Here is a 21444-nt window from a genome sequence, read left to right on the forward strand (position 1 = left end):
CTCTCCTTGCTGCCGCTCCCTCCTCAGGATGCAGCGCATTTATTCCCCACAATCACTTTGCATTTTTCTTGTAGATCAGGCGCAAACCATCCAGCACCAGCGCATCATCCAATATAATATCCTCATGGCAATGCGGGATAATATACTGTGCCAGCCCGCCATCCGCCACCACCGATGCATCCTCACCCACCTCCAGCTTAAACCGGGCAATCATCCCATCCAGCATACTGGCTGTCCCATAAATCGCACCGGATTTCATGGAATCAACTGTATTGGAGCCGATGATGCTTTCAACCGATTCAAGGCTGATGTGAGGAAGCTGGGAAGTATTCAGGGAAAGAGCCTCCAGCGAAATGTTGATTCCCGCTGTGATGGCACCACCTCTGAAATAGCCCTCCCGATCAATGGCCGTGATAACTGTGGCTGTTCCCATGCTGATCATGATGCAAGGCAGGGAATATCTGGACTGGGCCGAAACCGCTGCGCAAACCAGATCAGAGCCAAGAGTGGAGGGGTTATCGATTTTGATATTAAGCCCGGTTTTGATGCCGGGGGATACCAGATAAACCCGCTGGGAGCGGATTACCTTTTCCACCGCACTGCGTATGGTGGTGGAAAGCGGCGGTACCACCGAGGAAATGGCAGCCCCATCAAATTGGTTTGAATTGCAGTCATTCAGGCGGAAAATATCCACCAGATTGGCTGCGTATTCATCCTCTGTTTTAAGACGGTTGGTTTGCAGGCGGGAAACAAAAACCAGCCGCTCGTTATCAAAGGCACCAACCTTGATGTGGGTGTTGCCGATATCCACTGCCAATATCATAATTCAAAGGCCTCCTGCAAAGGAATTGCTTGGTCTATGCTATTATAGCACAAAATAAAAGCGGTGCATACTGCTTTCACATTGTCAAAGAACATAAGTAAAGTTTGGATCAAACCTTTTTAAAGGTTTGCGGTGTCCAAAGGCAGCGCCTTTGGACACTGGCCGCAGCCAGTGGAATTCTTAATAAAAAGCCGTTTTCTTTGGTACTTTCTTTTGCAAGGGAAAAGAAAGTACAGGCTTCTTTTTTAAACAAAGCTATCCTTCAAGAAGTCCCAGTGGGACTTCTTGAACAAGCTGAAAGCAGTGCATACGGCTTTGTTATAAACCCATAAAATTGTGTGTAGTGACTTTTATGGGTCTATGTTTTTCGCTCCCTCGCTCATGCCGCGCGGCGGGCACATCCTTTCTCCACAATGAGAAAGGATGCAAAGAATCGCCAAGGGAGGCTTCGCCTCTTTCGTCGGAAATCATCCAGCGAGGATTCTTACCCTTCCACTTGATGGTATCACCTTCGTTGCAGCACAACCATAATTATCTGAGTGAATCTTTATCAAGCGAAAAGGGCGAAGTCCCCTTTGGCAACAGGCAAGGCTTATTGCTTTTGATCCCAGCCTTTAGCCGATCGAAAATGGTTTTTCTTTTGTTTACTTTTCTTTTTTCAAAAAAGAAAAGTAAAACGCCCCAGCATCTCAAGCGATGCGGGAGCGGTTCAAGCAATCCTGCGTAATCTTCCCATCCTGAATGCGAATGATGCGATTGGTTACCTGCGCCATTTCCGGGTCATGGGTAATGAGAATGATGGTCTTCCCCTCCTGCCACAGAGTTTGCAAAATAGCCAGCACCTCCGCACCGGACTGAGAATCCAAATTACCGGTGGGTTCATCCGCCAGAATCACAGGGGGACGAGCGGCAATGGCTCTGGCAATGGCAACCCTCTGCTGCTGCCCGCCGGACATCTGAGCAGGCTGATGGAGCATCCTTTTCTCCAGCCCCACATGGCAAAGGGCCTCTGTAGCAAGGATGCGCCGCTGTTCCCGGCCATAACCCCTGTAAAGAAGCGGCAGCTCCACATTTTCCACAGCGCTGAGGCTGGGAATCAGGTTAAAGCCTTGAAAAATAAAGCCGATCTGCTGGTTGCGTATGGAGGAAAGAATATCATCGGTCAGGGCTGAGACATCCCGCCCATCCAGATAATACTGGCCTCCGGTGGGGGAATCCAAACAGCCCATCACATTCATCAAAGTTGATTTCCCGGAACCGGACTGGCCGATGATGGAGACAAACTCCCCATGCTCCACGGTCAGGGAGATTCCATCCAGCGCCCGAACCTCATTTTCACCCGTGTTGTATATCTTGCAAAGCTCTTTCATTTCAATCAGCGCACTCATTGCTTTTCCCTCTTTTGCCCGATTCTTCCGCCTCTGCATCATGCAGGGCAAGCACGAAGTTAGTATACGCAAATTTCTGGGAAATATTGATGAAGCCTATTAAAATTACCAGCCGTCTATACCGCTGCGCTTCATAGCTCCAAACAGGCGCTTGGTGATGCCCGGCATGTCCTTTTCCATGGAAACCAGCCAGTTTTTGGTATCCTCCCGGCTGGTGGCGCCATCCACCAGACAGCGGCTTTTGACCACCGGGAACTGCGCATTGGCAACGGCCCGGCGAATCTCCCGCTCAGGAGCCAAAACCAGCGGACGTATTACGGTGATATCCTTGCGGGACATATAAGTTACTGGCGAAAAACAGCCGATGCGCGCCTCATGGAACAGGTTCATGACAAAGGTTTCCACGGCATCGTCATAATGATGCCCCAAGGCCAGCTTGTTGCAGCCTGCCTCCTTCATGGTATCGTGCAAAAGCCCACGGCGCATACGGGCGCAAAGGCTGCATGGATTGGGCTCGTTGCGTATATCAAAAACAATGTGCCCAATATCGGTGCGTTTTAAAATATATTCAATCCCCAGATTTTCGCAAAAGGCTTCAATGGGGCTGTAATCGGTATTCACCCCGCCAAAGCAGGGGTCAAGGGTGATGGCAACCAGCTCGAAATCCATCCCCACATGGCGCTTGAGCCGTTCCAGCCCGGCCAACAGGGCCACCGAATCCTTGCCGCCGCTGAGCCCTACCGCTACCTTATCCCCCGGCAAAATCATTTTATAATCCTGTATGGCCCGGCGCATGTATCCAATAATATGCTGCATATTTTAAATCACCCTTATCCTATGTGTTTCATCAGTATACATCACATGGCTCTGCCTGACAAGCCATTTTTTTAGCTCACTGCGGCTAACAGGCAAATCAGTCTTGACACATGGCTGACTCTCCGGCAATGTTTCCGGCTGCATTTCCGAGGAAATGGTGAATATTTCCTTGCCTTGTAAAGTGACTGGATTGTTCTGCCCCCCACCCGGCAAAGGTGCATGGAAATACGGTTCTGTGCGCAATCTTTCCGCAAAAAAAGGAGGCAGCAGCCTCCTTTTGGGTGTAAACAAGCTCTTTTGCATAGCTGGGAGCATCCGCATTTCGGCAAAGCCGAAATCTGCAAGGGAACCTTGCAGCCGCAGCGCCGCTGCGGGCGGATGCCCCGGACCTGCTACTTTTTCCCCGGCTTGCCGAAGCGGTTTTCGGTGCCCTTAAGCAGCCGGCCAATGTTCTCATGGTGCTTGGCTAGAAGGATAATGCCGAAAACCAAGGCACAGAGGGTTTCATACAAAGCCGGACGCCCCAGTGCAGTCTGAACAACAAAGGTAATAATCGGAAAGCCGATGGCCCCTAAAATAGAAGCCAATGAAACAATCCGGGTGATAAACACAATGGGAACGAAGATGACAACCACAATCAGAAAAACCAGCGGGTTAACCAGCAGCATAATCCCCAGCGAGGTCATAACGCCTTTGCCGCCTTTGAAGCGGAAATAGAGAGGATACAGGTGCCCCAAGAGCACAAACAGGCCGGAAAAATAGCCCGAATCCATGAAGACTACCCCAGACATCTGGAAGATAATCCGGCTAATGGCAAGCGCTAGGATGCCTTTGAGCAAATCCCCCGCACCGGTAAAGAAGGCGGGCTTTTTGCCGTATGTCCGGAGGATGTTCGTCATCCCCGCATTGCCGCTGCCGTAGTTGCGGATATCCTCTTTGGCATAAATATGCCCCACAATAATGGCAAAGTTAAGGCTTCCCAACAGGTAGGAAATCAGGGCGCACAGCGCCATAGGAACCAGATTGACTGTACTGAACATAGAATTTTCTCATGCCTTTCCTTGGGGGTCTGCTCCGAAACGGCTGACAGCCCTTATTCGCCCCGCTCCCGCACAATCAGACGCACCGGGGTACCTGTGAGACCAAAGGATTCACGGATCTGGTTTTCCAAATACCGCTGGTAGGAAAAATGAAACAGCTCGGCCCGGTTGACAAAGCAAACAAATGTCGGCGGGCGGGTGGAGGCCTGTGTCATATAGAAAATTTTGAGCCGTTTGCCTTTATCGGAGGGCGGCTGCACCCGGGCGGTGGAATAAGCCAGCAGATCGTTGAGGGTACCGGTGGAAATACGCATGGCATTCTGGGCATCCACGTGGTTGATCGTCTCGAAAAGCTTATCCAGACGCTGGCCGGTTTTGGCAGAAATAAACACAATGGGCACATAGGACATAAAGGAGAAGTTATCCTCCAAATCCCGCTGGTAATCCCGCATGGTGTTGGTTTCCTTGGCAACGGCATCCCATTTGTTGACTGCTACAATACAGGCTTTCCCCTGCTCGTGGGCATACCCGGCTATTTTGGAATCCTGATCGGTAAAGCCCACCTCGGCATCAATCATAATGACTGCTACATGGGCACGATCCACCGCCATATAGGCTCTGAGCACGCTGTAGCGCTCAATGGCCTCATCCACCTTGGATTGTCGGCGAATACCGGCTGTATCAATAAATATATATTTGCCAAATTCGTTTTCTATTACCGTATCGGTGGCATCCCGGGTGGTTCCTGCCATATCCGAAACAATGGCCCGTTCCTCACCAGCCACCTTGTTAATCAGGCTGGATTTGCCCACATTGGGCTTGCCAATCACCGCCACCTTGATGACCATGGGCTCTTCCTCAGGCATGTGCTCAAAATCAATGTGCTCAAAGACAGCATCCAGCAGATCGCCGGTGCCATGGCCATGAGCAGCGGAAACCGCCACCGGATCGCCAAGGCCCAGATTGTAAAATTCATAGTATTCCATGGGCGGCTCGCCAACACTATCCGCCTTGTTGACGCACAGCACAATGGGCTTGCCGCTTTTGAGCAGAATGGAGGCCACATCTGCATCGGTGGCCGTTACCCCAGACCGCAGATCGGTAACCATCACAATCACCTGCGCACTGTCAATGGCCACTTGGGCCTGACGGCGCATCTGCTCCAGCATAGAATCATCGGAATAGGGCTCAATACCGCCGGTATCCACCAGCATAATATCCTTGTTCCGCCAGTTACAGGGCGCGTAAATCCGATCCCGGGTCACGCCGGGCGTATCCTCAACAATGGAGAGCCGCTGGCCCACCAGCTTGTTGAAAAGCGTGGATTTGCCCACATTGGGGCGGCCCACAATGGCTACAACAGGTTTTTCCATAATAATCCCCCTTTCAAACGGGAAGGCTTCGCCTTTTTCGTCGGGCATAGGCTCGGCAAAATCATTTTCTTCGCTCTCGATGACAAAGGCTTCGCCTTTTTTTACCTAAAAAACGAAGTGCCGCAAAGGGGGGCACCGACGATCCCTATGCGAGGGTTTTCCCACAAAAGGAGGAGGAAAACTTTAATTTATAGCTGGGTTTCCTTGCCTACTTTAATACGATGCGGTTTTTCTTTGCATACTTTCTTTTTTTCTAAAAAGAAAGTATGTGGTTTTTCTTTGCTGACTTTCCTTTTTCAAAAAGAAAGTCAGCGGCCAAGCAGAGCATCCAACAGGTCAAAGCCATCGTTCTCTACCAGGCGAATGGTACAGCCCAGTGCTTTTTCCACCTGTGGGACCGTGTAATCATCCAGAAAGCGATCCTTTTCATGGCGCAGCATCGCCATGGGCAGCAGGAGTTCATCCCCCAGTGGCCGCCCTGCCAGCTGTGCACAAAGATCCGTACCGGTAACCAGCCCCGCAACGGTAATGGTGGGGCCAAAATAATCATTGCGGATCGGCACCACCTCTGCCTCCAGCCCCGGGAAAGCAGACTGGGCCTTTTTCACCAATCTATCCAGCAGACCGCCTGCCGCTGTTCCCGTGGCCAGTGTAATCCGGCGGGGAGAAATGGTTTCCCCTTCCCCCTCCAATGCCATCTCAAACTCATGGGTCAGCATGGAAACAAGACCCACACCATTTTCCAGCTGTTCAAAATCGCCGTAAAAGGTGGAATCCGGAATGGGCAGACCGGCCTTGAGGTAAAATTCATCGGCGGCATAAGCAATGCGCACTCCATGGAGCGCCTGCATTTCATCCCCAACCGCCTGAATCTGGCTCACAACCTGCTGGGCTTCCTGCGGGGTGAACAGCCGCAGCTGGGGCAGCTTTTCCCGGAAGCTGGTCAGCCCCACCGGCACCACCGCCAAACTTTGTAGATTGGGAGCCAGCTTGCAGAGATCACAGAGGCTTCTTTCAAGCTGAGGCCCATCGTTGACGCCGGGGCAAAGCACCAGCTGGGCGTTGACCTTGATGCCCGCCTCAGTAAGCATGGGAATAAACCGCAGAACCTCACCGGCAAAGCGGTTTTTCATCATCTTCACCCGCAGAACCGGGTCGGTGGTGTGCACCGAAATGTTGATGGGGCTGATGCGCATTTTAATGATGCGCCGGATATCCTCTTCCTTCAGGTTTGTCAGAGTGACATAGCTGCCAAAGAGGAAGGACATGCGGCTATCATCATCCTTGATATAAAGGGAATCCCGCATACCCTGCGGCATTTGATTGACAAAACAGAACATGCAGTCATTGGCGCAGGTATGCTGCTTGTCCATCAAATAGGTGGTGAATTCCAGCCCCAGATCATCGTATTCACCCTTGCGGATTTTCACGGTAACCGGCTGGCCCGCAGGATCGCTCAGCTCGATAACAAGGTGGCGCTCCACCATATAAAAGCGGTAATCCAATACATCCCGGATGGAGTGCCCGTTGATGGTATGCAGGATAAAGCCATCCCCAAGACCGTGACGCTGGGCAATGGAGCCCTCCTGCGCCCCGCAGATCCTGACTGACATACCAAAAACCTCCCCGGAAAGGCACCGCCTCTCTCATATCTTTTCAAAAATCCCCAGAAACACATAAAGGGGTGGAAAACATCTCCACCCCACATGCTCTGGTAACATAAGCTTTTTTATGCTTCCATCTCAATAACTTGCTTGCCTTTGTAGTAGCCACAGGTTCCGCAAACACGATGCGGTACTTTGAGCTCACCACACTGGGTGCATTTAGAAAAAGCGGGCGCACTGATCTTCCATACATTGGATCTTCTTTTATCACGGCGGGCTTGAGATACCTTTCTCTTTGGTACTGCCATTGCCGGTCACCTCCTTCTTAGATTCCTTTAGATGCTGTCATTTTCGATAAGCTTCCTTAATACATCAAACCGGGGGTCAGGGCGGCTGGTAGAGCAGCCACAGGCTCCTTCGGTCAAATTGGCTCCACAAGTGGGGCACAGTCCGGGGCAATCCTCCCGGCACAGAACATTGGAGGGCAGCTCAGGCAGCAGGTCGGATTCAAACAATTCTTGGGTATCCAGCATACCGCTGGAATCACAGAAAAGTGCATCCTCCCGGGGCTCATGAAACACAGGATGAGAAAAATGATAACGAACAGGCACACTCACCGGAGCAAGGCACCGCCCGCAGCGGGCTTCGAGTACAGCATTCAGTTCATATTCAAGGGTGATACCCTGAATATCCTCCCGCACACATCCGGTAATTTCCGCAGGCTGGTGAAAGGGATACTCTCCCCACAGGCGTATATCCGCCAAATCCAACTTATGAGAAAACTCCAGCTGCCGGGTCTCCCCTTTAAGAAGAGGCCTTACATTGATTTTCATTTACTCCCACCAAAGTATGTGCTTTGCCGCTAAAAAAGAGCGCAAAACAACACAGTTTCCAAAAGTCACGAAGTTATTATAGTAAGTTTAAAGGCTTTTGTCAATAGGCCGTCCGGCAAAAGAGGACAAAACTTGCCCTAAAATCCCTTTTTAATGCCAGTTCGCCCCCAGAACCCCCCACAAACTGGAAAAGGCTTCCGGTTTGGAGCCTGCAATAAACGACCCGAAGGCACCTGAAGGGAAGCCTCCCTTCGGGTGCCTTACCGGGTGATCACAGCATTATGGCCTTATTGAGCGGTTTTACCAATTTTCGGGCAAATCGCCACTTAGTGAATCACGTAGGATTTTATAGAATCGGGAAGATCCTTTTCATCGCAGGAAACGGTAAAGGTAATCTGGGTATCGGTGGATTTGAGCAGTTCGCTCAGGCGCACAATCAGAGATTCGAGAGCCGCAATATCCTTGGTGCCCTTTTCGCTGGAAATAATTTTGAGAGTAGCGTCTGCAAAAATCTCGGTAATATCGTAGTTGCCAGCCAGCAGGCCTGCAATAAAGCCATAGTATGCATCGGCTCCGTAGGTTTTGTATTCCTCAATATCGATGAGACGGATGTGGTAGTTCACATCAAATTTCAGAGAATCTCCTTTTTCGATGCAGACCACATTTCCCTTGGAGGTTTTTCCGGCCTGATTGACCAGATCAATTAAAGCCTTGGTTTTTCCGGTGCCTTTGTTCCCTGCAATCAATTTAATCATGTGAAATCCTTCCCTTCTGTTGCTGTATTATGATAGGATGCCCACACAAGGCAGGCACGAACTGCATATAGAATAAGTTTCTGCTCAGCCCAAGCGAGCCTCCAGCCGAGCCTTTGCCTCTTCGTAACCGGGTTTGCCCAAAAGGGCAAACATGTTGGTTTTGTAGCCTTCTACTCCCGGCTGATCAAAGGGGTTGATCCCCATCAGATAACCACTGATGGCACAGGCCTTCTCAAAGAAATAAATGAGATAGCCCAACTCCCCTTCACTGATGCAGGGTACATGGATAACTACGTTGGGCACACCGCCCTCCACATGGGCGAGAAGCGTTCCTTCAAAGGCCTTGCGGTTGACCACCGACATATCCTGGCCGGATAGGAAGTTCAGCCCATCAAAGTTATCAGGGTCCTCCCGGATAAAGAGATCGGCCACCGGGCGCTGGATGTTGATTACTGTTTCAAACATACAGCGGGAACCATCCTGCATAAACTGCCCCATGGAATGCAGATCGGTGGAGAACACCACCGAGGCCGGGAACAATCCTTTATGGTCTTTGCCCTCGCTTTCGCCAAAGAGCTGCTTGTACCATTCGTTCATCAGGGTCATGCAGGGCTCGTAGGCCGCCAGCACCTCTACAGCCTTGCCCTTGCTGTAAAGAATGTTTCGAATAGCCGCATAGCGGTAGCAATCGTTTTGCTCCAGATTGATTTCGCTGTAATCACGGCGGGCCTTGGCTGCACCCTCCATCAGCGCTTCAATGTCACAGCCCGCAACGGCGATGGGCAGCAGCCCCACCGGAGTCAACACCGAATAGCGTCCGCCCACATCATCGGGGATAACAAAGGTTTCATAGCCTTCACGGTCGGCCAGCTCCTTCATGGTGCCCCGGGCCTTATCGGTGGTGCAGTAAATGCGGCTTTTGGCGCCTTCCTTGCCGTAACGCTTTTCCAGCAGCTCCCGGAACACCCGGAAGGCCAGCGCAGGCTCGGTGGTGGTGCCAGATTTGGAAATCACGTTGACTGAAATATCCTTGCCCTTGCATAGCTCGATAATCTCATTGAGATAGGTGGGGCTGATGCTGTTGCCCGCAAAATAAATGTTGGGCGTTTCTTTATCAAGAAGGTTATAGTTGTTGGAGCGGAGGAACTCAATGGCCGCCCGAGCTCCCAGATAGCTGCCCCCAATGCCGATGACCACCAGCACCTGGCTTTGCTTCTGAATGCGTGCAGCCGCCTCCTTAATGCGGACAAACTCCTTCTTATCATAATCCACAGGCAGGTTGAGCCAGCCCAAATAATCGCTGCCCAAACCGCTTCCCGAATGAAGCACCTGATGGGCGGCCTCCACAAGAGGCTGCATGCCCAAAAGCTCGTGCGGGGCGATAAAATCCTCCACATAGCGTGTATCCAAGGTCAGTGCCATCGTCAACACCCTTTCAGTCAGAATCATGCCGAAACCAGCCAGTCGGCTGACGGTTCGTGTGCCTTTGTTTTTCAGAAGCCGAAAAAGCCGGCTTACAGAATACCATTCCAATATTCTGCGCAAAAAGCGCCTTTGTATCAGCCGAAAGACTGCCCTTGCGCTGCAAAATCTCCACTTGGAAGGGTTGCCTATATTGTACCCTATTGTGGTGTTTTTTTCAAGCAATCCTGCTCTGTGATTGTGACATTTGTGTAAATTTACTAACTTCCCAACCATTCTTTGAAAAGAACCCACACCACTCCTTTTTCTTTGAGTTTTTCCGGCAAAATCAGAGCCGATGTGCCCTCCGCTTTTTGGCTGTTTTAAAAATATTGCTCTAAAAATTGCCGCTAATCACCATATAGGCAAATACGCTGGATTTTTCACCCGAAACAGTATATACTGAGAATGCGGACAGAAGTCTGCGCTTTCTATGGGGGCATCCAATGCCCTCCATCGTCCCCCCGGATTGTGCCGCTGGGGCATAAGAAGTGAAATTTCTGCGTCAAACTAAATTCAACTGCGGAGAATTACGAATTAATCCCAGATATATTAGCAGTTTGACTGAAAGAAGTTATGATTATGAAAGGAGGCGAAAGAATGCGTAAGGTTTACATTGAAGGCATGGGCTGCCAGCACTGTGTGGATGCCGTTACCGCTGCTTTATCCGGTCTGGGCCTTTCGGATATTCAGGTGAATTTGGAGAGCGGCTTTGCTTCCTTTGCAGGCTCTGCTGAGGATAGCGCCATTCAGGCTGCTATTGAGGATGCCGGCTACGATGCGGTTTCCTTTGGCTAAGATTTGCGATTTTTTAAATACCCCCACCTGCTTAGCAGATGGGGGTATTTTTTACACAAAAAGGCCGGTAAAGGCCAAGCGTTTGCTTGTTTCTTTACCGGCAGCTTTTCTTTTGTGTTCCCATTGGGAAGAACGCCCGTAATCTTTACCGGGCAGATACCCGAAGTAAAGGAATCGGTATTTCCGCCCTTAATGAGGGTTAATCATTGAGCAACCTGTTAAACGTCCTCTATCAGGCTTGCCCAGATCGATTTTTCTTTGGTAACTTTCTTTTATCAAAAAGAAAGTTACCGGAAATTGAAGGCAGAGTTGCCCAGATACACGGCACTGGCGCCCAGCTCTTCTTCAATGGCAAGCAGGCGGTTGTATTTGGCAACACGGTCGGAGCGGGAAGGAGCACCGGTCTTGATCTGGCCGGCGTTGACAGCCACAGCCAAATCAGCGATGGTGGTATCCTCCGTCTCACCGGAGCGGTGGGAAATAACGGAGGTATAACCTCTGCGCTGCGCAGTGGAAATGGCATCCAAAGTCTCGGAAAGGCTGCCGATCTGGTTAACCTTAACCAGAATGGAGTTGGCCGCACCCAGAGAGATGCCCTTCTGGAGGCGCTTGGCGTTGGTAACAAACAGATCGTCACCAACCAGCTGCACCTGATGGCCAAGGCGCTTGGTGATATCCACCCATGCATCCCAGTCTTCTTCGGCTACGCCGTCTTCAATGGAAACGATGGGGTATTTGTTGCACAGGTTTTCCCAGAAGCCGATCAGCTCATCGGGGCTGTATTGGGTCCCCTTCTTAGGCAGAACATACTGGCCGTCCTTGGCCCATTCACTGGAAGCGGCATCGATGGCAATTTTGAAATCATCGCCTACCCGGTAGCCGGCCTTATCCACAGCGTCCAGAATGTATTTAATGGCTTCTTCATCGTCGCCCAGATTGGGGGCAAAGCCGCCCTCATCACCAACAGCGGTGGCAAGTCCCTTTGCTTTGAGCAGGCCGCCCAAAGTGTGGAACACCTCCACGCAATAGCGCAGGGCTTCTTTAAAGCTGGGAGCGCCCACAGGCATGATCATGAATTCCTGAATATCCACGTTGTTGGAGGCATGGGCACCGCCGTTAAGGATGTTCATCATCGGAACCGGCAGGGTTACACCGTTGATGCCGCCGATAAAGCGGTAAAGAGGAATGTGCAGAGAATTGGCAGCCGCCTTGGAAGCCGCCAGAGATACGGCCAGAATGGCGTTGGCACCCAAACTGGATTTATTATCGGTGCCATCCAGCTTAAGCATAGCACGATCCAGTGCGCTGATATCCTTTGCATCCATGCCCACCAGCGCTTCGGCAATATCACCGGAAACGTTGCCTGCGGCGGTCATAACGCCTTTACCCATAAAGCGCTTGGATTTTTTATCCCGCAGCTCATGGGCCTCAAAAATACCGGTGGAAGCACCGGAGGGTACACCCGCAGAGCCTACCGAACCATCTTCCAGAGTTACAACCGCTTCAACAGTGGGATTCCCCCGGCTATCGATAATCTCACGGCCTTTTACACATACGATGTTTTGTCTGTTTCTCATTGCTTTACCTCCTATAAAATCAAAAATTGTTTAAAAATACCAATTGCATCCCAGTTATGTTTGACAAATAATTGTGCAAAATACATTTGTCCAACCAATTCCAGCATCTTTGTTCACACACAAAATCTGCCACAATGTTATAATAACACCAGAAAGTCAATTTTTCTTTGATTATGTTAACATCTTTACGGCAGAAACAAAAATATGGAGGAACTTTAAAATGAAACATCTGCGTTTCCTTGCTCTTTTACTGGTTGTTCTGGTTGCGGTTACAGGCTGCGGTAAGCGGGATGGACAAGTTTCCAGCCTGCCGGAAGTCGTATCCAGTGTTCCGCCCGTTGCCAGCATGCCTGCGGAAGAAAGCCGTAATTTGCCTTCGGATGTAGAAGATTTTACCTCTGATCTGGAGGAAGATACCTCAAAAGTAGTTGATAAGGCCGAATCTCTCGGCGAAGACCTGATCGGTGATGGATCGGATATTTCCGATGTTAAAAGCACAACAACAATGAGCGGCGATTTTGCGAAATTCGCCGCTTTTAATGCTGAAAAGAAGGAGTGGGGCTCAGGCGGCCCCACCGATGATAAACTGCGGCCGGATGGCTGCACCCTTTACCAAAAGCGTTATGGGGATTACAGCGCCTACTTTATTTACCCCGAAGAGCAGCGCATTTATCTGACCTTTGATGAAGGCTATGAAAACGGCTATACCCCTCAGATTCTGGATACATTGCTGGATCATCAGGTAAAGGCCGTGTTTTTTATCACATATGATTTTGCCAAGACACAGCCCGAGCTGGTGAAGCGCATGATCAACGAGGGACATACCATCGGAAACCACAGCACCAAGCATCTTTCCTTCCCCACCATGCCCATAGACGAGGCTGCTGCGGATTTGCAGAACCTGCACGACTATGTGCTCAAAAATTTTGGCTACAACATGACCCTTTTCCGCTTCCCTATGGGGGAGTTCAGCGAGCAGACCTTGGCACTGGCCCAATCCATGGGTTATAAATCCATCTTCTGGAGCTTTGCTTACGCCGATTACAACATCAACAACCAGCCCGATCCTCAGGCCTCCCTAAAAAAGATCGTGGATAAGGCTCACCCGGGTGCCATTTATCTTCTCCATGCGGTTTCTAAAACCAACGCCGATATTTTGGATGAGGCCATCGCTTCCCTGAAGCTTAAGGGCTATACCTTCTCCCTGCTGGATGCCTAAGGAGGCTTCGCCTCGCTGTTGGGGCATAGGCTTTCAAAAGTGTTACGATCGAAAAGCAAAAATTACGATTTAATAGGGGTTTTGCCTAACAAAGAGGGCAAAGCCCCTTTAATTTTATAAAAAATCATTGCCTTCGAGAACCGATTATACAATTTTAATCCTGCCTGTGCCCCCGAGGTTTTTCTTTTGCCTGCTTTTCTTTTTTCAAAAAGAAAAGCAGGTGCATGTTCCATCTAAAAACCGCATACATATAGTACTGGCAGCTCCCTCCGGCGGCGACCGGCCGGGGCCCAATACCAAAACAACGAGGTGTGGAACATATGATAAAGAAATCCGCAAGCATGCTGCTGGCTCTGCTGCTGGCCCTGATGCTGCCTGTATCCGGCTTTGCCGATGAGGTGGAGGTGGATCTGAAAATCAACGAGCCTCTGCCAACGGCGGTCATCGTAGATGATAAGCTGCCGGCTAAATCTGCCATTCTGCTCCATCAGGATACCGGGCAGGTTCTGTTTGAAAAAAATGCCGATGAGCAGCTTCCGCCTGCCTCCATCACCAAGGTGATGACCCTTTTGTTGGTGATGGAAGCCATTGAAAGCAAGAAAATCTCCCTAAACGATATGGTAGAAACCTCCGAGCATGCCAATTCTATGGGCGGCTCCCAGATTTGGCTCAAGGTGGGGGAAAAAATGTCGGTGGATGAGCTGCTCAAGGCGATTTGCATTTCCAGCGCCAACGATGCCTCGGTGGCTTTGGCGGAGCATGTGGCCGGCAGTGAGGATGCCTTTGTGGATTTGATGAACCAGCGGGCCGCCGAGCTGAAAATGGATAACACCCATTTTCTCAACTGCTCGGGGCTGGATGAGCAAGGCCACCTGACCACCGCACGGGATATCGCCATTATGTCCCGTGAGCTGATGAACCACCCGTTGATCACACAATACAGCACCATTTGGATGGATGAACTGCGGGGCGGCGAAACCCAGCTGGTCAACACCAACAAGCTGGTGCGCTTTTATAAAGGCGCCACCGGGCTGAAAACCGGAACAACCAACGGAGCGGGGAGCTGCCTTTCCGCCACCGCAACCCGGGAGGGCCTTTCCCTTGTGGCCGTGGTTATGGGCAGCGCCCTTTCGGATGAGCGCTTTGCCTCTGCCAGAGGCCTACTCGATTATGGTTTTGCCAATTTCACCACCGTTGCCCCGCCCCCTGTGGATGATCAGCTGGTTCCTGTTAAGGTTCTGCGCGGGGTAAATGGGCAGGTTTCGGTGCAGTATAGCCCTCCCAAACCCATTCTGGTGGATAAACTGAAAAAGGATTCTATCACACAAGAGGTCACCTTGGTTTCGGATGTGGAAGCCCCCATTGAAAAGGGCCAGACACTGGGCAAGGTGGAGGTTATGGTGGATGGCACCGTTGTGGGCGAATATCTTTTGATGGCCGGTGAGGCTGTGGATCGCATGACCATTCCCCGTGCCTTTTCCACTTTGATCCGCACGATGCTGCAAATGACACCCAATGCCTCCGCCGCCTATTTGAACACCTCCGGGCAGACTGAGCCGGGGCCAATCATTGTGGAAAGCGGCGGCTGGCTGGATGGCTCCAAGCAAATTCGCCCCGCTGTGCGCACCGTTTATCCCATTGAGGCCCCCATTCTGGAAGATGAAGAAGAGCTGGAAGCTCTTTCCCCCGAAGAAGAGGATGAATTAGATGTCCTTTCTCCTGAAGAAGAGCAGTATTTGGATGCCGACCAAGAGCAGGAAGCCGAGGATGAGTTGGAGGTGGGGGCCGAAACCCCAGATGAAGCTGCCTAATTAAAACAAAAACACCCCTGAGAAAAGGCTTCGCGGCCCGCTCTCAGGGGTATTTTGCTATGCAGCACACAGCAAACAACCATATTTTCGGGCCTCAATGAATCCTTTAGACCACAAACTTTTGAATATCCGCAAAAAAAGCGTCGCCTTCGCCGCTGTGAACCTCCACCTTAATAGGCTTAGAAAGATCCAGGCTGAAAATACCCATAATGGATTTAGCATCTACCGCATAACGGCCGGAAACCAGATCCACATCAAAGTCATAACGGCTCACCATATTAACAAATTCCTTGACGTCATTAATGGTGCTGAGCATTACATTTACCGATTTCATATCCAAGGCAACCTCCTCATTCTGTTGTTTTGTTATAGGTTGTGTCTACAATTCCACTATATCAGTCGGTTTCTTTTTCGTCAACTGCTAATTGTATTTATGGGTAAAATTTTATATAATATTCAAGTAGTACTGGCTTTTTATACTGGGCAGCATGCCAAAGCATGGCTCAGACTGTAGACATAACTGCCTTTAACTTAAAGACCTTATGGTTTTGATGCGTAATTCTTCCGCAGTCGAATTAATTTCGACGCAGGAATCCCATTTTTTGCGCCCAAGCGGCGCAATCCGGGGGAATATGAGGGGCATTGGATGCCCCTCATAAAGGGTGTAGACTTTTGTCTACACCCTCAGCATGCCAAAGCATGCCTCTCCTGAGGGTGGGCCAGCGCTTTTTTATTTTGCTGAAATACTTTTTGCCGATTGGAGGGATTCTCCCTGCGGGTAGCCTTTTATACCTTGGGCTGCAAGGTCAACCAATATGAAACCGCTGCTCTAAAGGAGCAGTTTTCCCACCGGGGTTATGAAGTGGTAGAGTCTGGGGGGGAGGCTGACCTTTATGTGGTCAACTCCTGCACCGTTACAGCGGAAGGCGATAAGAAAAGCCGGCAGGCTCTGCGCCGGTTCCGCCGCCAAAGCCCCCTTGCCAAAATTGCCCTCACCGGCTGTTTTCCCCAAGCCTTCCCCGAGGAGGCACAGATTATCCCCGAGGCGGATATTGTGGTGGGCTCCAGCAACCGCAGCGCCCTTGTGGAGCTGGCCGAGCAGGCCTTTCTCACCGGGGAGCGGATTGTTTCCATCCTGCCTCACGCCCCCGGAACCCCTTTTGAGCCTCTTTCCGCCGGGGAATTTACCGGCCGCACCCGAGCCCTCCTGAAAATTCAGGATGGCTGCCGGCGGTTTTGCAGCTACTGCATCATCCCCACCGCCCGAGGGCCTCTGCGCTCCATGCCCCCTGCGCAAATGAGGGAACAGCTTGCCCAGCTTGCCGCTTCCGGCTACCGTGAGGTGGTGCTGGCGGGCATCAACCTGCCCTGCTACGGTGTCGAACTGGGGCTGACCCTGCTGGATGCGGTTACCCTTGCCTGCGAGACCCCGGGCCTTGACCGGGTGCGCCTTGGCTCATTGGAGCCGGAGCTGCTGACCCCCGAGGCCATGGAGGCCATGTCCCGGCTGGAAAGTCTTTGCCCTCAGTTCCATCTTTCGCTGCAAAGCGGCTGTGATGCCACCTTGGCCCGGATGCGCCGTCAATACGATACCGCCGAATACCGCCGGATCGTGGAGCAGCTGCGCCGCTCTTTCCCCGGCTGTGCCATCACCACCGATATTATGGTGGGCTTCCCCGGTGAAACCGATGCGGAATTCGAGCAGACCCTTGCCTTTGCCCGCGAAATTCAGCTGGCACAGGCTCATATTTTCACCTATTCCCGGCGGGAGGGAACCGCCGCCGCTTCCTATCCCGGGCAGGTTCCCCAAAGTGTAAAAAACCACCGGAGCCATCTGCTTTCTGAGGTAACGAATGCCTCTGCTTCCGCTTTTTTACAGGCGCAGGTGGGTACGATACAGCCGGTTTTGTTTGAAAATCCCCATACCCCCGGCCGCCAGCCCGGGCACACCCCCAACTATACGCTGGTGACCGTTCCCCATGGCGAAACCTTGGCCCGCCGCATTCTTCCGGTGCACATTACCGCAGTGGAGGGACAGGGCTGCATGGGGGAACTGGTTTCTCCTCCTTAATTTGATCCTTTCACGCTGCTATCAACGCCGTCTTTAAGGCGGCTTCACTTTTGCCAAAAGCGGCCAAGCCCCCCCGGCGAGGCCCTAAACTTGTTTGAAGGGAAGGAATGGTTGCATGTCTGTGTTTTCCATCTATGTGGAGAAGAAGCCGCCCTATGCTGTTGAGGCCAAGGCGGTTCTGGCCGACCTGCGCACAGCGCTGGGTATGGAGGGAATTGCTTCGCTGCGAATTATCCAGCGGTATTTTGTCCAGAATATGACGCAGGAGGATTTTGACAGCGCCCGGGATACGATTTTTTCCGAGCCGCAGGTGGATGTGGTCTATGACCAGCTCCCCGAGGGCGGAAGCCAGCCCGGCTCCCATCTTTTCGCTGTGGAATATCTACCCGGCCAGTTTGACCAGCGGGCGGATTCCTGCGCCCAGTGCATCGCCCTTTCCACCGCCAAAGAACCGCCTCTGGTGCGCAGCGCCCGGGTGTTTCTTCTGGAAGGAGAGCTCAGCGCCGACCAACTTGAAGCAGTCAAGGCTTATCTCATTAACCCGGTGGAAAGCCGGGAAGCCAGCCTTGAAACCCCCACCACCTTGGAGGCCGATTACCCGGAGCCTTCTGCCGAGCCTATGCTCACCGGCTTTATCGATATGGATACGCCTGCGCTGGAAGCCTTTCTTGCCCAGTATGGTCTTGCCATGGATTTTGAGGATTTGGCCTTCTGCCAGCGGTATTTCCGGGATGAAGAGCACCGTGACCCCTGCCTCACCGAAATTCGCATGATTGATACCTATTGGTCGGATCACTGCCGCCACACCACCTTCCTGACCCACATTGATTCGGTTACCATTGAGCATCCTGCCGCCGCCAAAACCTTTGAGCGCTACACCCAGCTGCGGGAAACCCTGTATGCAGGCAAAGATAAACCCATGACCCTGATGGATATGGCTGTCATCGGCGCCAAGGCACTTTCCGCCCAGGGGCTTCTGAGCCAACTGGATGAATCGGAGGAAATCAACGCCTGCACCGTGAAAATTCAGGTGGATCAGGATGGCGTTCCCACCGAGTGGCTGCTGCTCTTTAAAAACGAAACCCACAACCATCCCACCGAAATTGAGCCCTTCGGCGGAGCCGCCACCTGCTTGGGCGGGGCCATTCGTGACCCCCTTTCGGGACGGAGCTATGTCTATCAGGCCATGCGGGTAACCGGAGCGGGCAACCCTTGGGAGCCCACCGCCCAGACCCGGCCTGGCAAGCTGCCCCAGCGCAAAATTGTGCAGACAGCGGCCGCAGGCTACAGCGCCTATGGCAATCAGGTTGGCCTTGCCACCGGCCATGTTCATGAGCTTTACCATCCCGGCTATCAGGCCAAGCGTATGGAAATCGGCGCTGTCATCGGAGCGGCTCCCCGTGCCAATGTGGTGCGGCTGGTGCCTGAGCCGGGTGATGTGGTCATCCTTTTGGGCGGGCGCACCGGCCGGGATGGCTGCGGCGGCGCAACCGGTTCCTCCAAAAGCCACACCGCCGATTCGCTGGAAAGCTGCGGTGCCGAGGTTCAAAAGGGAAATCCCCCTGAGGAGCGCAAAATCCAGCGGCTTTTCCGCAACCCGGAGGCCACCCGCCTGATCAAGCGCTGCAACGACTTTGGCGCTGGCGGCGTTTCGGTTGCCATCGGTGAGTTGGCCGATGGGCTGATCATCGATCTGGATTCTGTACCGAAAAAATATGCCGGGCTCAGCGGCACCGAGCTGGCCATCAGCGAAAGCCAAGAACGTATGGCAGTAGTGGTCTCTCCGGAGGATGCCAGAGCCTTTATCAAGCTGGCCCGCTGGGAAAATCTGGAGGCTACCCTTGTGGCCACTGTCACCGAGGAACCCCGGCTGGTTATGAACTGGAAGGGGCAGGAAATTGTCAATCTGGCCCGGAGCTTTCTTAACTCCAACGGTGCGGATAAGCATGCCTCTGTGGTGATTCCCGCCATGGAAAACAAGCAGGAAAGCGGCCTTGCCGCAGACCCGGCGGATATGACCGGCTTTTTCTCCAACCCCCGCCTGTGCACCCAAAAGGGTCTGGTACAGCGCTTTGATTCCACCATCGGGGCCGGTACCCTGCTGATGCCTTTCGGTGGAAAATACCAAACCACCCCCGCTCAGGCTATGGCGGCCAAGCTGCCGGTGCTGGGAGCGGAAACCACCGCCGCTTCGGTGATGGCATGGGGCTTTGACCCTTATCTTTCCCGGCAGAACCCTTATCTGGGAGCCATGCTGGCGGTGATCGAATCGGTTGCCAAGGTTCTGGCGGCTGGGGGAAGCCTTTCCCAGTGCTGGCTGACCTTTCAGGAATATTTTGGGCGTACAAAGGGCGATCCGCTCCGCTGGGGCGCTCCTTTAGCCGCCCTGCTGGGCGCTTTAGAAGCACAGCTACAGTTGAAAATCGCTGCTATTGGCGGCAAGGATTCCATGAGCGGCAGCTTTGAGGAGCTGGATGTTCCCCATACGCTGGTTTCCTTTGCGGCCTCGGTAACCCAGACTGACCGGGTGATTTCGCCCGAATTCAAACAGGCGGAAAGCAGTGTCTACTGCCTCACTCCACGTATGCTGGCGGATGGAACCCCTGATTTTGAAGATTTGCTGGAGCTGTTCGCTCTGGTTGAAAAGCTCATTGCCCAGAAGAAAATCCGTGCGGCATGGGCTTTGGGCCCGGGCGGCTTGGCAGAAGGCGTTGCCAAGATGTCCCTTGGCAACCGCATCGGCTTTGAGGCCTCTCGGCCTATCCCCACCAAGCCTGCCTATGGCGGGTTTATTCTGGAAGCGGCGGAGTTGCCCGGCTTGGAAAGCTGCTTAGTCGGCCATACCATCAGCCGCCCCGTTCTGACCAATATGCCTTGGGAGATGGAAATTGAAGCCATCGAGCATCTTCTTTCTGGAAGCCACGCCAAAGTGTTCCCCACCCGTACTGGCGATTCCAAAGAGAAGGTTCCCACCTTTACACATACTGCCGAGAAATGGAAGGGGCCTAAAATCGGCGTAGCCTCCCCCCGAGTGCTCATTCCCGTTTTCCCCGGCACCAACTGTGAATACGATACCGCTGAGGCCTTCCGCCGTGCGGGAGCCAATCCTCACATCTTTGTTGTGCGCAGTCTGACACCCCACACCACCCAAAAATCCGTGGAGGCTTTTGTGCGGGAAATTCGCAGAAGCAATATCATCGCTATTCCCGGGGGCTTTTCCGGCGGCGACGAGCCGGATGGCTCCGGCAAGTTTATCACCGCCTTTTTCCGCAATCCTTCCATTACCGAGGCGGTTACCGCTCTGCTCCAACAGCGGGATGGCCTGATGTGCGGCATCTGCAACGGTTTTCAGGCTCTAATCAAGCTGGGTCTTGTCTCCTACGGCGAGATTCGGGATATGGATGAAGACTGCCCCACTTTGACCTTCAATACCATTGGCCGCCATCAGTCCGGGCTGGTGCAGACCCGGGTGGCCTCCAATAAATCCCCGTGGCTGATGCACACCCGCCCCGGCGAAGAATACACCGTCCCCATTTCCCATGGCGAGGGTCGATTCGTTGCTTCCCCCGAAATGCTGGAGCAGCTGGCTCAAAACGGCCAGATCGCTACCCAGTATGTGGATTTTGAAGGCCAGCCCACTATGGATATTGATTTCAACCCCAACCAGTCTATTGGCGCCGTGGAGGGCATCACCTCCCCCGACGGCCGCATCTTCGGCAAAATGGGTCACACCGAGCGCTGGGGCCAGGGGCTGTATGTTAACTTCCCCCACGAGGCCATGCCGATCTTCCGTGGTGCTGTGGATTACTTTTCTTTTTAGAAAAAAAGAAAAGTAACAAAAGAAAAACCGCTTATATTTTGGAAAAATGCCTTTA

At 52.5% G+C, this 21444-nt stretch carries 19 protein-coding genes; 6 read left to right on the plus strand and 13 right to left on the minus strand.

Annotated features, from left to right (window positions below; translation table 11 throughout):
• Positions 1-52 precede the first annotated feature (52 nt).
• The gene (locus U6B65_09135) at positions 53-823 is read right to left on the minus strand and encodes a type III pantothenate kinase (GenBank protein WRS26507.1); all 771 of its coding nucleotides are present in this window, start codon (positions 821-823) and stop codon (positions 53-55) included.
• A gap of 104 nt (positions 824-927) precedes the next feature.
• On the opposite strand from U6B65_09135, the gene U6B65_09140 reads away from it, so the two are divergent.
• Positions 928-1155, plus strand: coding sequence for a hypothetical protein (locus U6B65_09140; GenBank protein WRS26508.1), 228 nt, complete (start codon positions 928-930; stop codon positions 1153-1155).
• Between the two features lie 357 nt (positions 1156-1512).
• Here U6B65_09140 and U6B65_09145 read toward each other — a convergent pair whose 3' ends face one another.
• The 10 genes from U6B65_09145 to U6B65_09190 all read right to left on the minus strand — a co-directional run bounded on the left by U6B65_09145 (position 1513) and on the right by U6B65_09190 (position 10054).
• A complete protein-coding gene (locus U6B65_09145) occupies positions 1513-2211 on the minus strand; it encodes an ABC transporter ATP-binding protein (GenBank protein WRS26509.1) in 699 nt (232 codons plus the stop codon).
• 105 nt (positions 2212-2316) lie between these two features.
• Positions 2317-3027 carry an ATP-binding protein gene (locus U6B65_09150; protein WRS26510.1) on the minus strand — a complete coding sequence of 237 codons (711 nt, stop codon included), beginning with the start codon at positions 3025-3027 and terminating at the stop codon, positions 2317-2319.
• Positions 3028-3030: 3 nt separating this feature from the next.
• Positions 3031-3330 carry a hypothetical protein gene (locus tag U6B65_09155; GenBank protein WRS26511.1) on the minus strand — a complete coding sequence of 100 codons (300 nt, stop codon included), beginning with the start codon at positions 3328-3330 and terminating at the stop codon, positions 3031-3033.
• A gap of 89 nt (positions 3331-3419) precedes the next feature.
• The gene (gene plsY, locus U6B65_09160; protein ID WRS26512.1) at positions 3420-4067 is read right to left on the minus strand and encodes a glycerol-3-phosphate 1-O-acyltransferase PlsY; all 648 of its coding nucleotides are present in this window, start codon (positions 4065-4067) and stop codon (positions 3420-3422) included.
• A gap of 53 nt (positions 4068-4120) precedes the next feature.
• Entirely contained in the window at positions 4121-5440 is a 1320-nt protein-coding gene (gene der / locus U6B65_09165) for a ribosome biogenesis GTPase Der (GenBank protein WRS26513.1), read from the minus strand.
• Between the two features lie 308 nt (positions 5441-5748).
• The gene (locus tag U6B65_09170; protein WRS26514.1) at positions 5749-7053 is read right to left on the minus strand and encodes a DUF512 domain-containing protein; all 1305 of its coding nucleotides are present in this window, start codon (positions 7051-7053) and stop codon (positions 5749-5751) included.
• A gap of 116 nt (positions 7054-7169) precedes the next feature.
• Positions 7170-7352 (minus strand): 50S ribosomal protein L32, encoded by a 183-nt coding sequence (rpmF, locus tag U6B65_09175; protein ID WRS26515.1) that lies wholly within the window; start codon positions 7350-7352, stop codon positions 7170-7172.
• Positions 7353-7379: 27 nt separating this feature from the next.
• Positions 7380-7877 (minus strand): DUF177 domain-containing protein, encoded by a 498-nt coding sequence (locus U6B65_09180; protein ID WRS26516.1) that lies wholly within the window; start codon positions 7875-7877, stop codon positions 7380-7382.
• A gap of 326 nt (positions 7878-8203) precedes the next feature.
• A complete protein-coding gene (locus tag U6B65_09185; protein ID WRS26517.1) occupies positions 8204-8632 on the minus strand; it encodes a hypothetical protein in 429 nt (142 codons plus the stop codon).
• A gap of 84 nt (positions 8633-8716) precedes the next feature.
• Positions 8717-10054, minus strand: a complete 1338-nt coding sequence (locus U6B65_09190; protein WRS26518.1) for a glucose-6-phosphate isomerase — start codon at positions 10052-10054, stop codon at positions 8717-8719.
• 639 nt (positions 10055-10693) lie between these two features.
• Here U6B65_09190 and U6B65_09195 point away from each other — a divergent pair.
• Complete coding sequence (locus U6B65_09195; protein WRS26519.1) at positions 10694-10891, plus strand: heavy-metal-associated domain-containing protein; 198 nt, start codon at positions 10694-10696, stop codon at positions 10889-10891.
• A 287-nt stretch (positions 10892-11178) separates the two neighbouring features.
• Here the strand turns inward: U6B65_09195 and eno are convergent, their stop codons facing one another.
• Positions 11179-12468, minus strand: coding sequence for a phosphopyruvate hydratase (gene eno, locus U6B65_09200; protein WRS26520.1), 1290 nt, complete (start codon positions 12466-12468; stop codon positions 11179-11181).
• Between the two features lie 220 nt (positions 12469-12688).
• Between eno and U6B65_09205 the strand changes: the two genes are divergently transcribed.
• Positions 12689-13687 carry a polysaccharide deacetylase family protein gene (locus tag U6B65_09205; GenBank protein WRS26521.1) on the plus strand — a complete coding sequence of 333 codons (999 nt, stop codon included), beginning with the start codon at positions 12689-12691 and terminating at the stop codon, positions 13685-13687.
• A 320-nt stretch (positions 13688-14007) separates the two neighbouring features.
• Positions 14008-15498 carry a D-alanyl-D-alanine carboxypeptidase family protein gene (locus tag U6B65_09210; GenBank protein ID WRS26522.1) on the plus strand — a complete coding sequence of 497 codons (1491 nt, stop codon included), beginning with the start codon at positions 14008-14010 and terminating at the stop codon, positions 15496-15498.
• Between the two features lie 106 nt (positions 15499-15604).
• On the opposite strand, the gene U6B65_09215 is transcribed toward U6B65_09210, so the two are convergent.
• A complete protein-coding gene (locus U6B65_09215; GenBank protein WRS26523.1) occupies positions 15605-15832 on the minus strand; it encodes an HPr family phosphocarrier protein in 228 nt (75 codons plus the stop codon).
• A 423-nt stretch (positions 15833-16255) separates the two neighbouring features.
• Here U6B65_09215 and mtaB point away from each other — a divergent pair, with 423 nt between their 5' ends.
• Positions 16256-17569 carry a tRNA (N(6)-L-threonylcarbamoyladenosine(37)-C(2))-methylthiotransferase MtaB gene (mtaB, locus tag U6B65_09220; GenBank protein ID WRS26524.1) on the plus strand — a complete coding sequence of 438 codons (1314 nt, stop codon included), beginning with the start codon at positions 16256-16258 and terminating at the stop codon, positions 17567-17569.
• A gap of 115 nt (positions 17570-17684) precedes the next feature.
• Positions 17685-21389: a phosphoribosylformylglycinamidine synthase gene (locus tag U6B65_09225; GenBank protein ID WRS26525.1), complete on the plus strand. Its 3705-nt coding sequence runs from the start codon at positions 17685-17687 to the stop codon at positions 21387-21389.
• Positions 21390-21444 lie beyond the last annotated feature (55 nt).

It is taken from the genome of Oscillospiraceae bacterium MB08-C2-2 (assembly GCA_035621215.1).
GTDB lineage: Bacteria > Bacillota > Clostridia > Oscillospirales > Ruminococcaceae > WRAV01.

Bases quoted from the DNA above. Each gene is read 5' to 3' on its own strand.
- U6B65_09135 (WRS26507.1), bottom strand. From the start codon at position 823: ATGATATTGGCAGTGGATATCGGCAACACCCACATCAAGGTTGGTGCC.
- U6B65_09145 (WRS26509.1), bottom strand. From the start codon at position 2,211: ATGAGTGCGCTGATTGAAATGAAAGAGCTTTGCAAGATATACAACACG.
- U6B65_09150 (WRS26510.1), bottom strand. From the start codon at position 3,027: ATGCAGCATATTATTGGATACATGCGCCGGGCCATACAGGATTATAAA.
- U6B65_09155 (WRS26511.1), bottom strand. From the start codon at position 3,330: ATGCAAAAGAGCTTGTTTACACCCAAAAGGAGGCTGCTGCCTCCTTTT.
- plsY (WRS26512.1), bottom strand. From the start codon at position 4,067: ATGTTCAGTACAGTCAATCTGGTTCCTATGGCGCTGTGCGCCCTGATT.
- der (WRS26513.1), bottom strand. From the start codon at position 5,440: ATGGAAAAACCTGTTGTAGCCATTGTGGGCCGCCCCAATGTGGGCAAA.
- U6B65_09170 (WRS26514.1), bottom strand. From the start codon at position 7,053: ATGTCAGTCAGGATCTGCGGGGCGCAGGAGGGCTCCATTGCCCAGCGT.
- rpmF (WRS26515.1), bottom strand. From the start codon at position 7,352: ATGGCAGTACCAAAGAGAAAGGTATCTCAAGCCCGCCGTGATAAAAGA.
- U6B65_09180 (WRS26516.1), bottom strand. From the start codon at position 7,877: ATGAAAATCAATGTAAGGCCTCTTCTTAAAGGGGAGACCCGGCAGCTG.
- U6B65_09185 (WRS26517.1), bottom strand. From the start codon at position 8,632: ATGATTAAATTGATTGCAGGGAACAAAGGCACCGGAAAAACCAAGGCT.
- U6B65_09190 (WRS26518.1), bottom strand. From the start codon at position 10,054: ATGGCACTGACCTTGGATACACGCTATGTGGAGGATTTTATCGCCCCG.
- U6B65_09195 (WRS26519.1), top strand. From the start codon at position 10,694: ATGCGTAAGGTTTACATTGAAGGCATGGGCTGCCAGCACTGTGTGGAT.
- eno (WRS26520.1), bottom strand. From the start codon at position 12,468: ATGAGAAACAGACAAAACATCGTATGTGTAAAAGGCCGTGAGATTATC.
- U6B65_09205 (WRS26521.1), top strand. From the start codon at position 12,689: ATGAAACATCTGCGTTTCCTTGCTCTTTTACTGGTTGTTCTGGTTGCG.
- U6B65_09210 (WRS26522.1), top strand. From the start codon at position 14,008: ATGATAAAGAAATCCGCAAGCATGCTGCTGGCTCTGCTGCTGGCCCTG.
- U6B65_09215 (WRS26523.1), bottom strand. From the start codon at position 15,832: ATGAAATCGGTAAATGTAATGCTCAGCACCATTAATGACGTCAAGGAA.
- U6B65_09225 (WRS26525.1), top strand. From the start codon at position 17,685: ATGTCTGTGTTTTCCATCTATGTGGAGAAGAAGCCGCCCTATGCTGTT.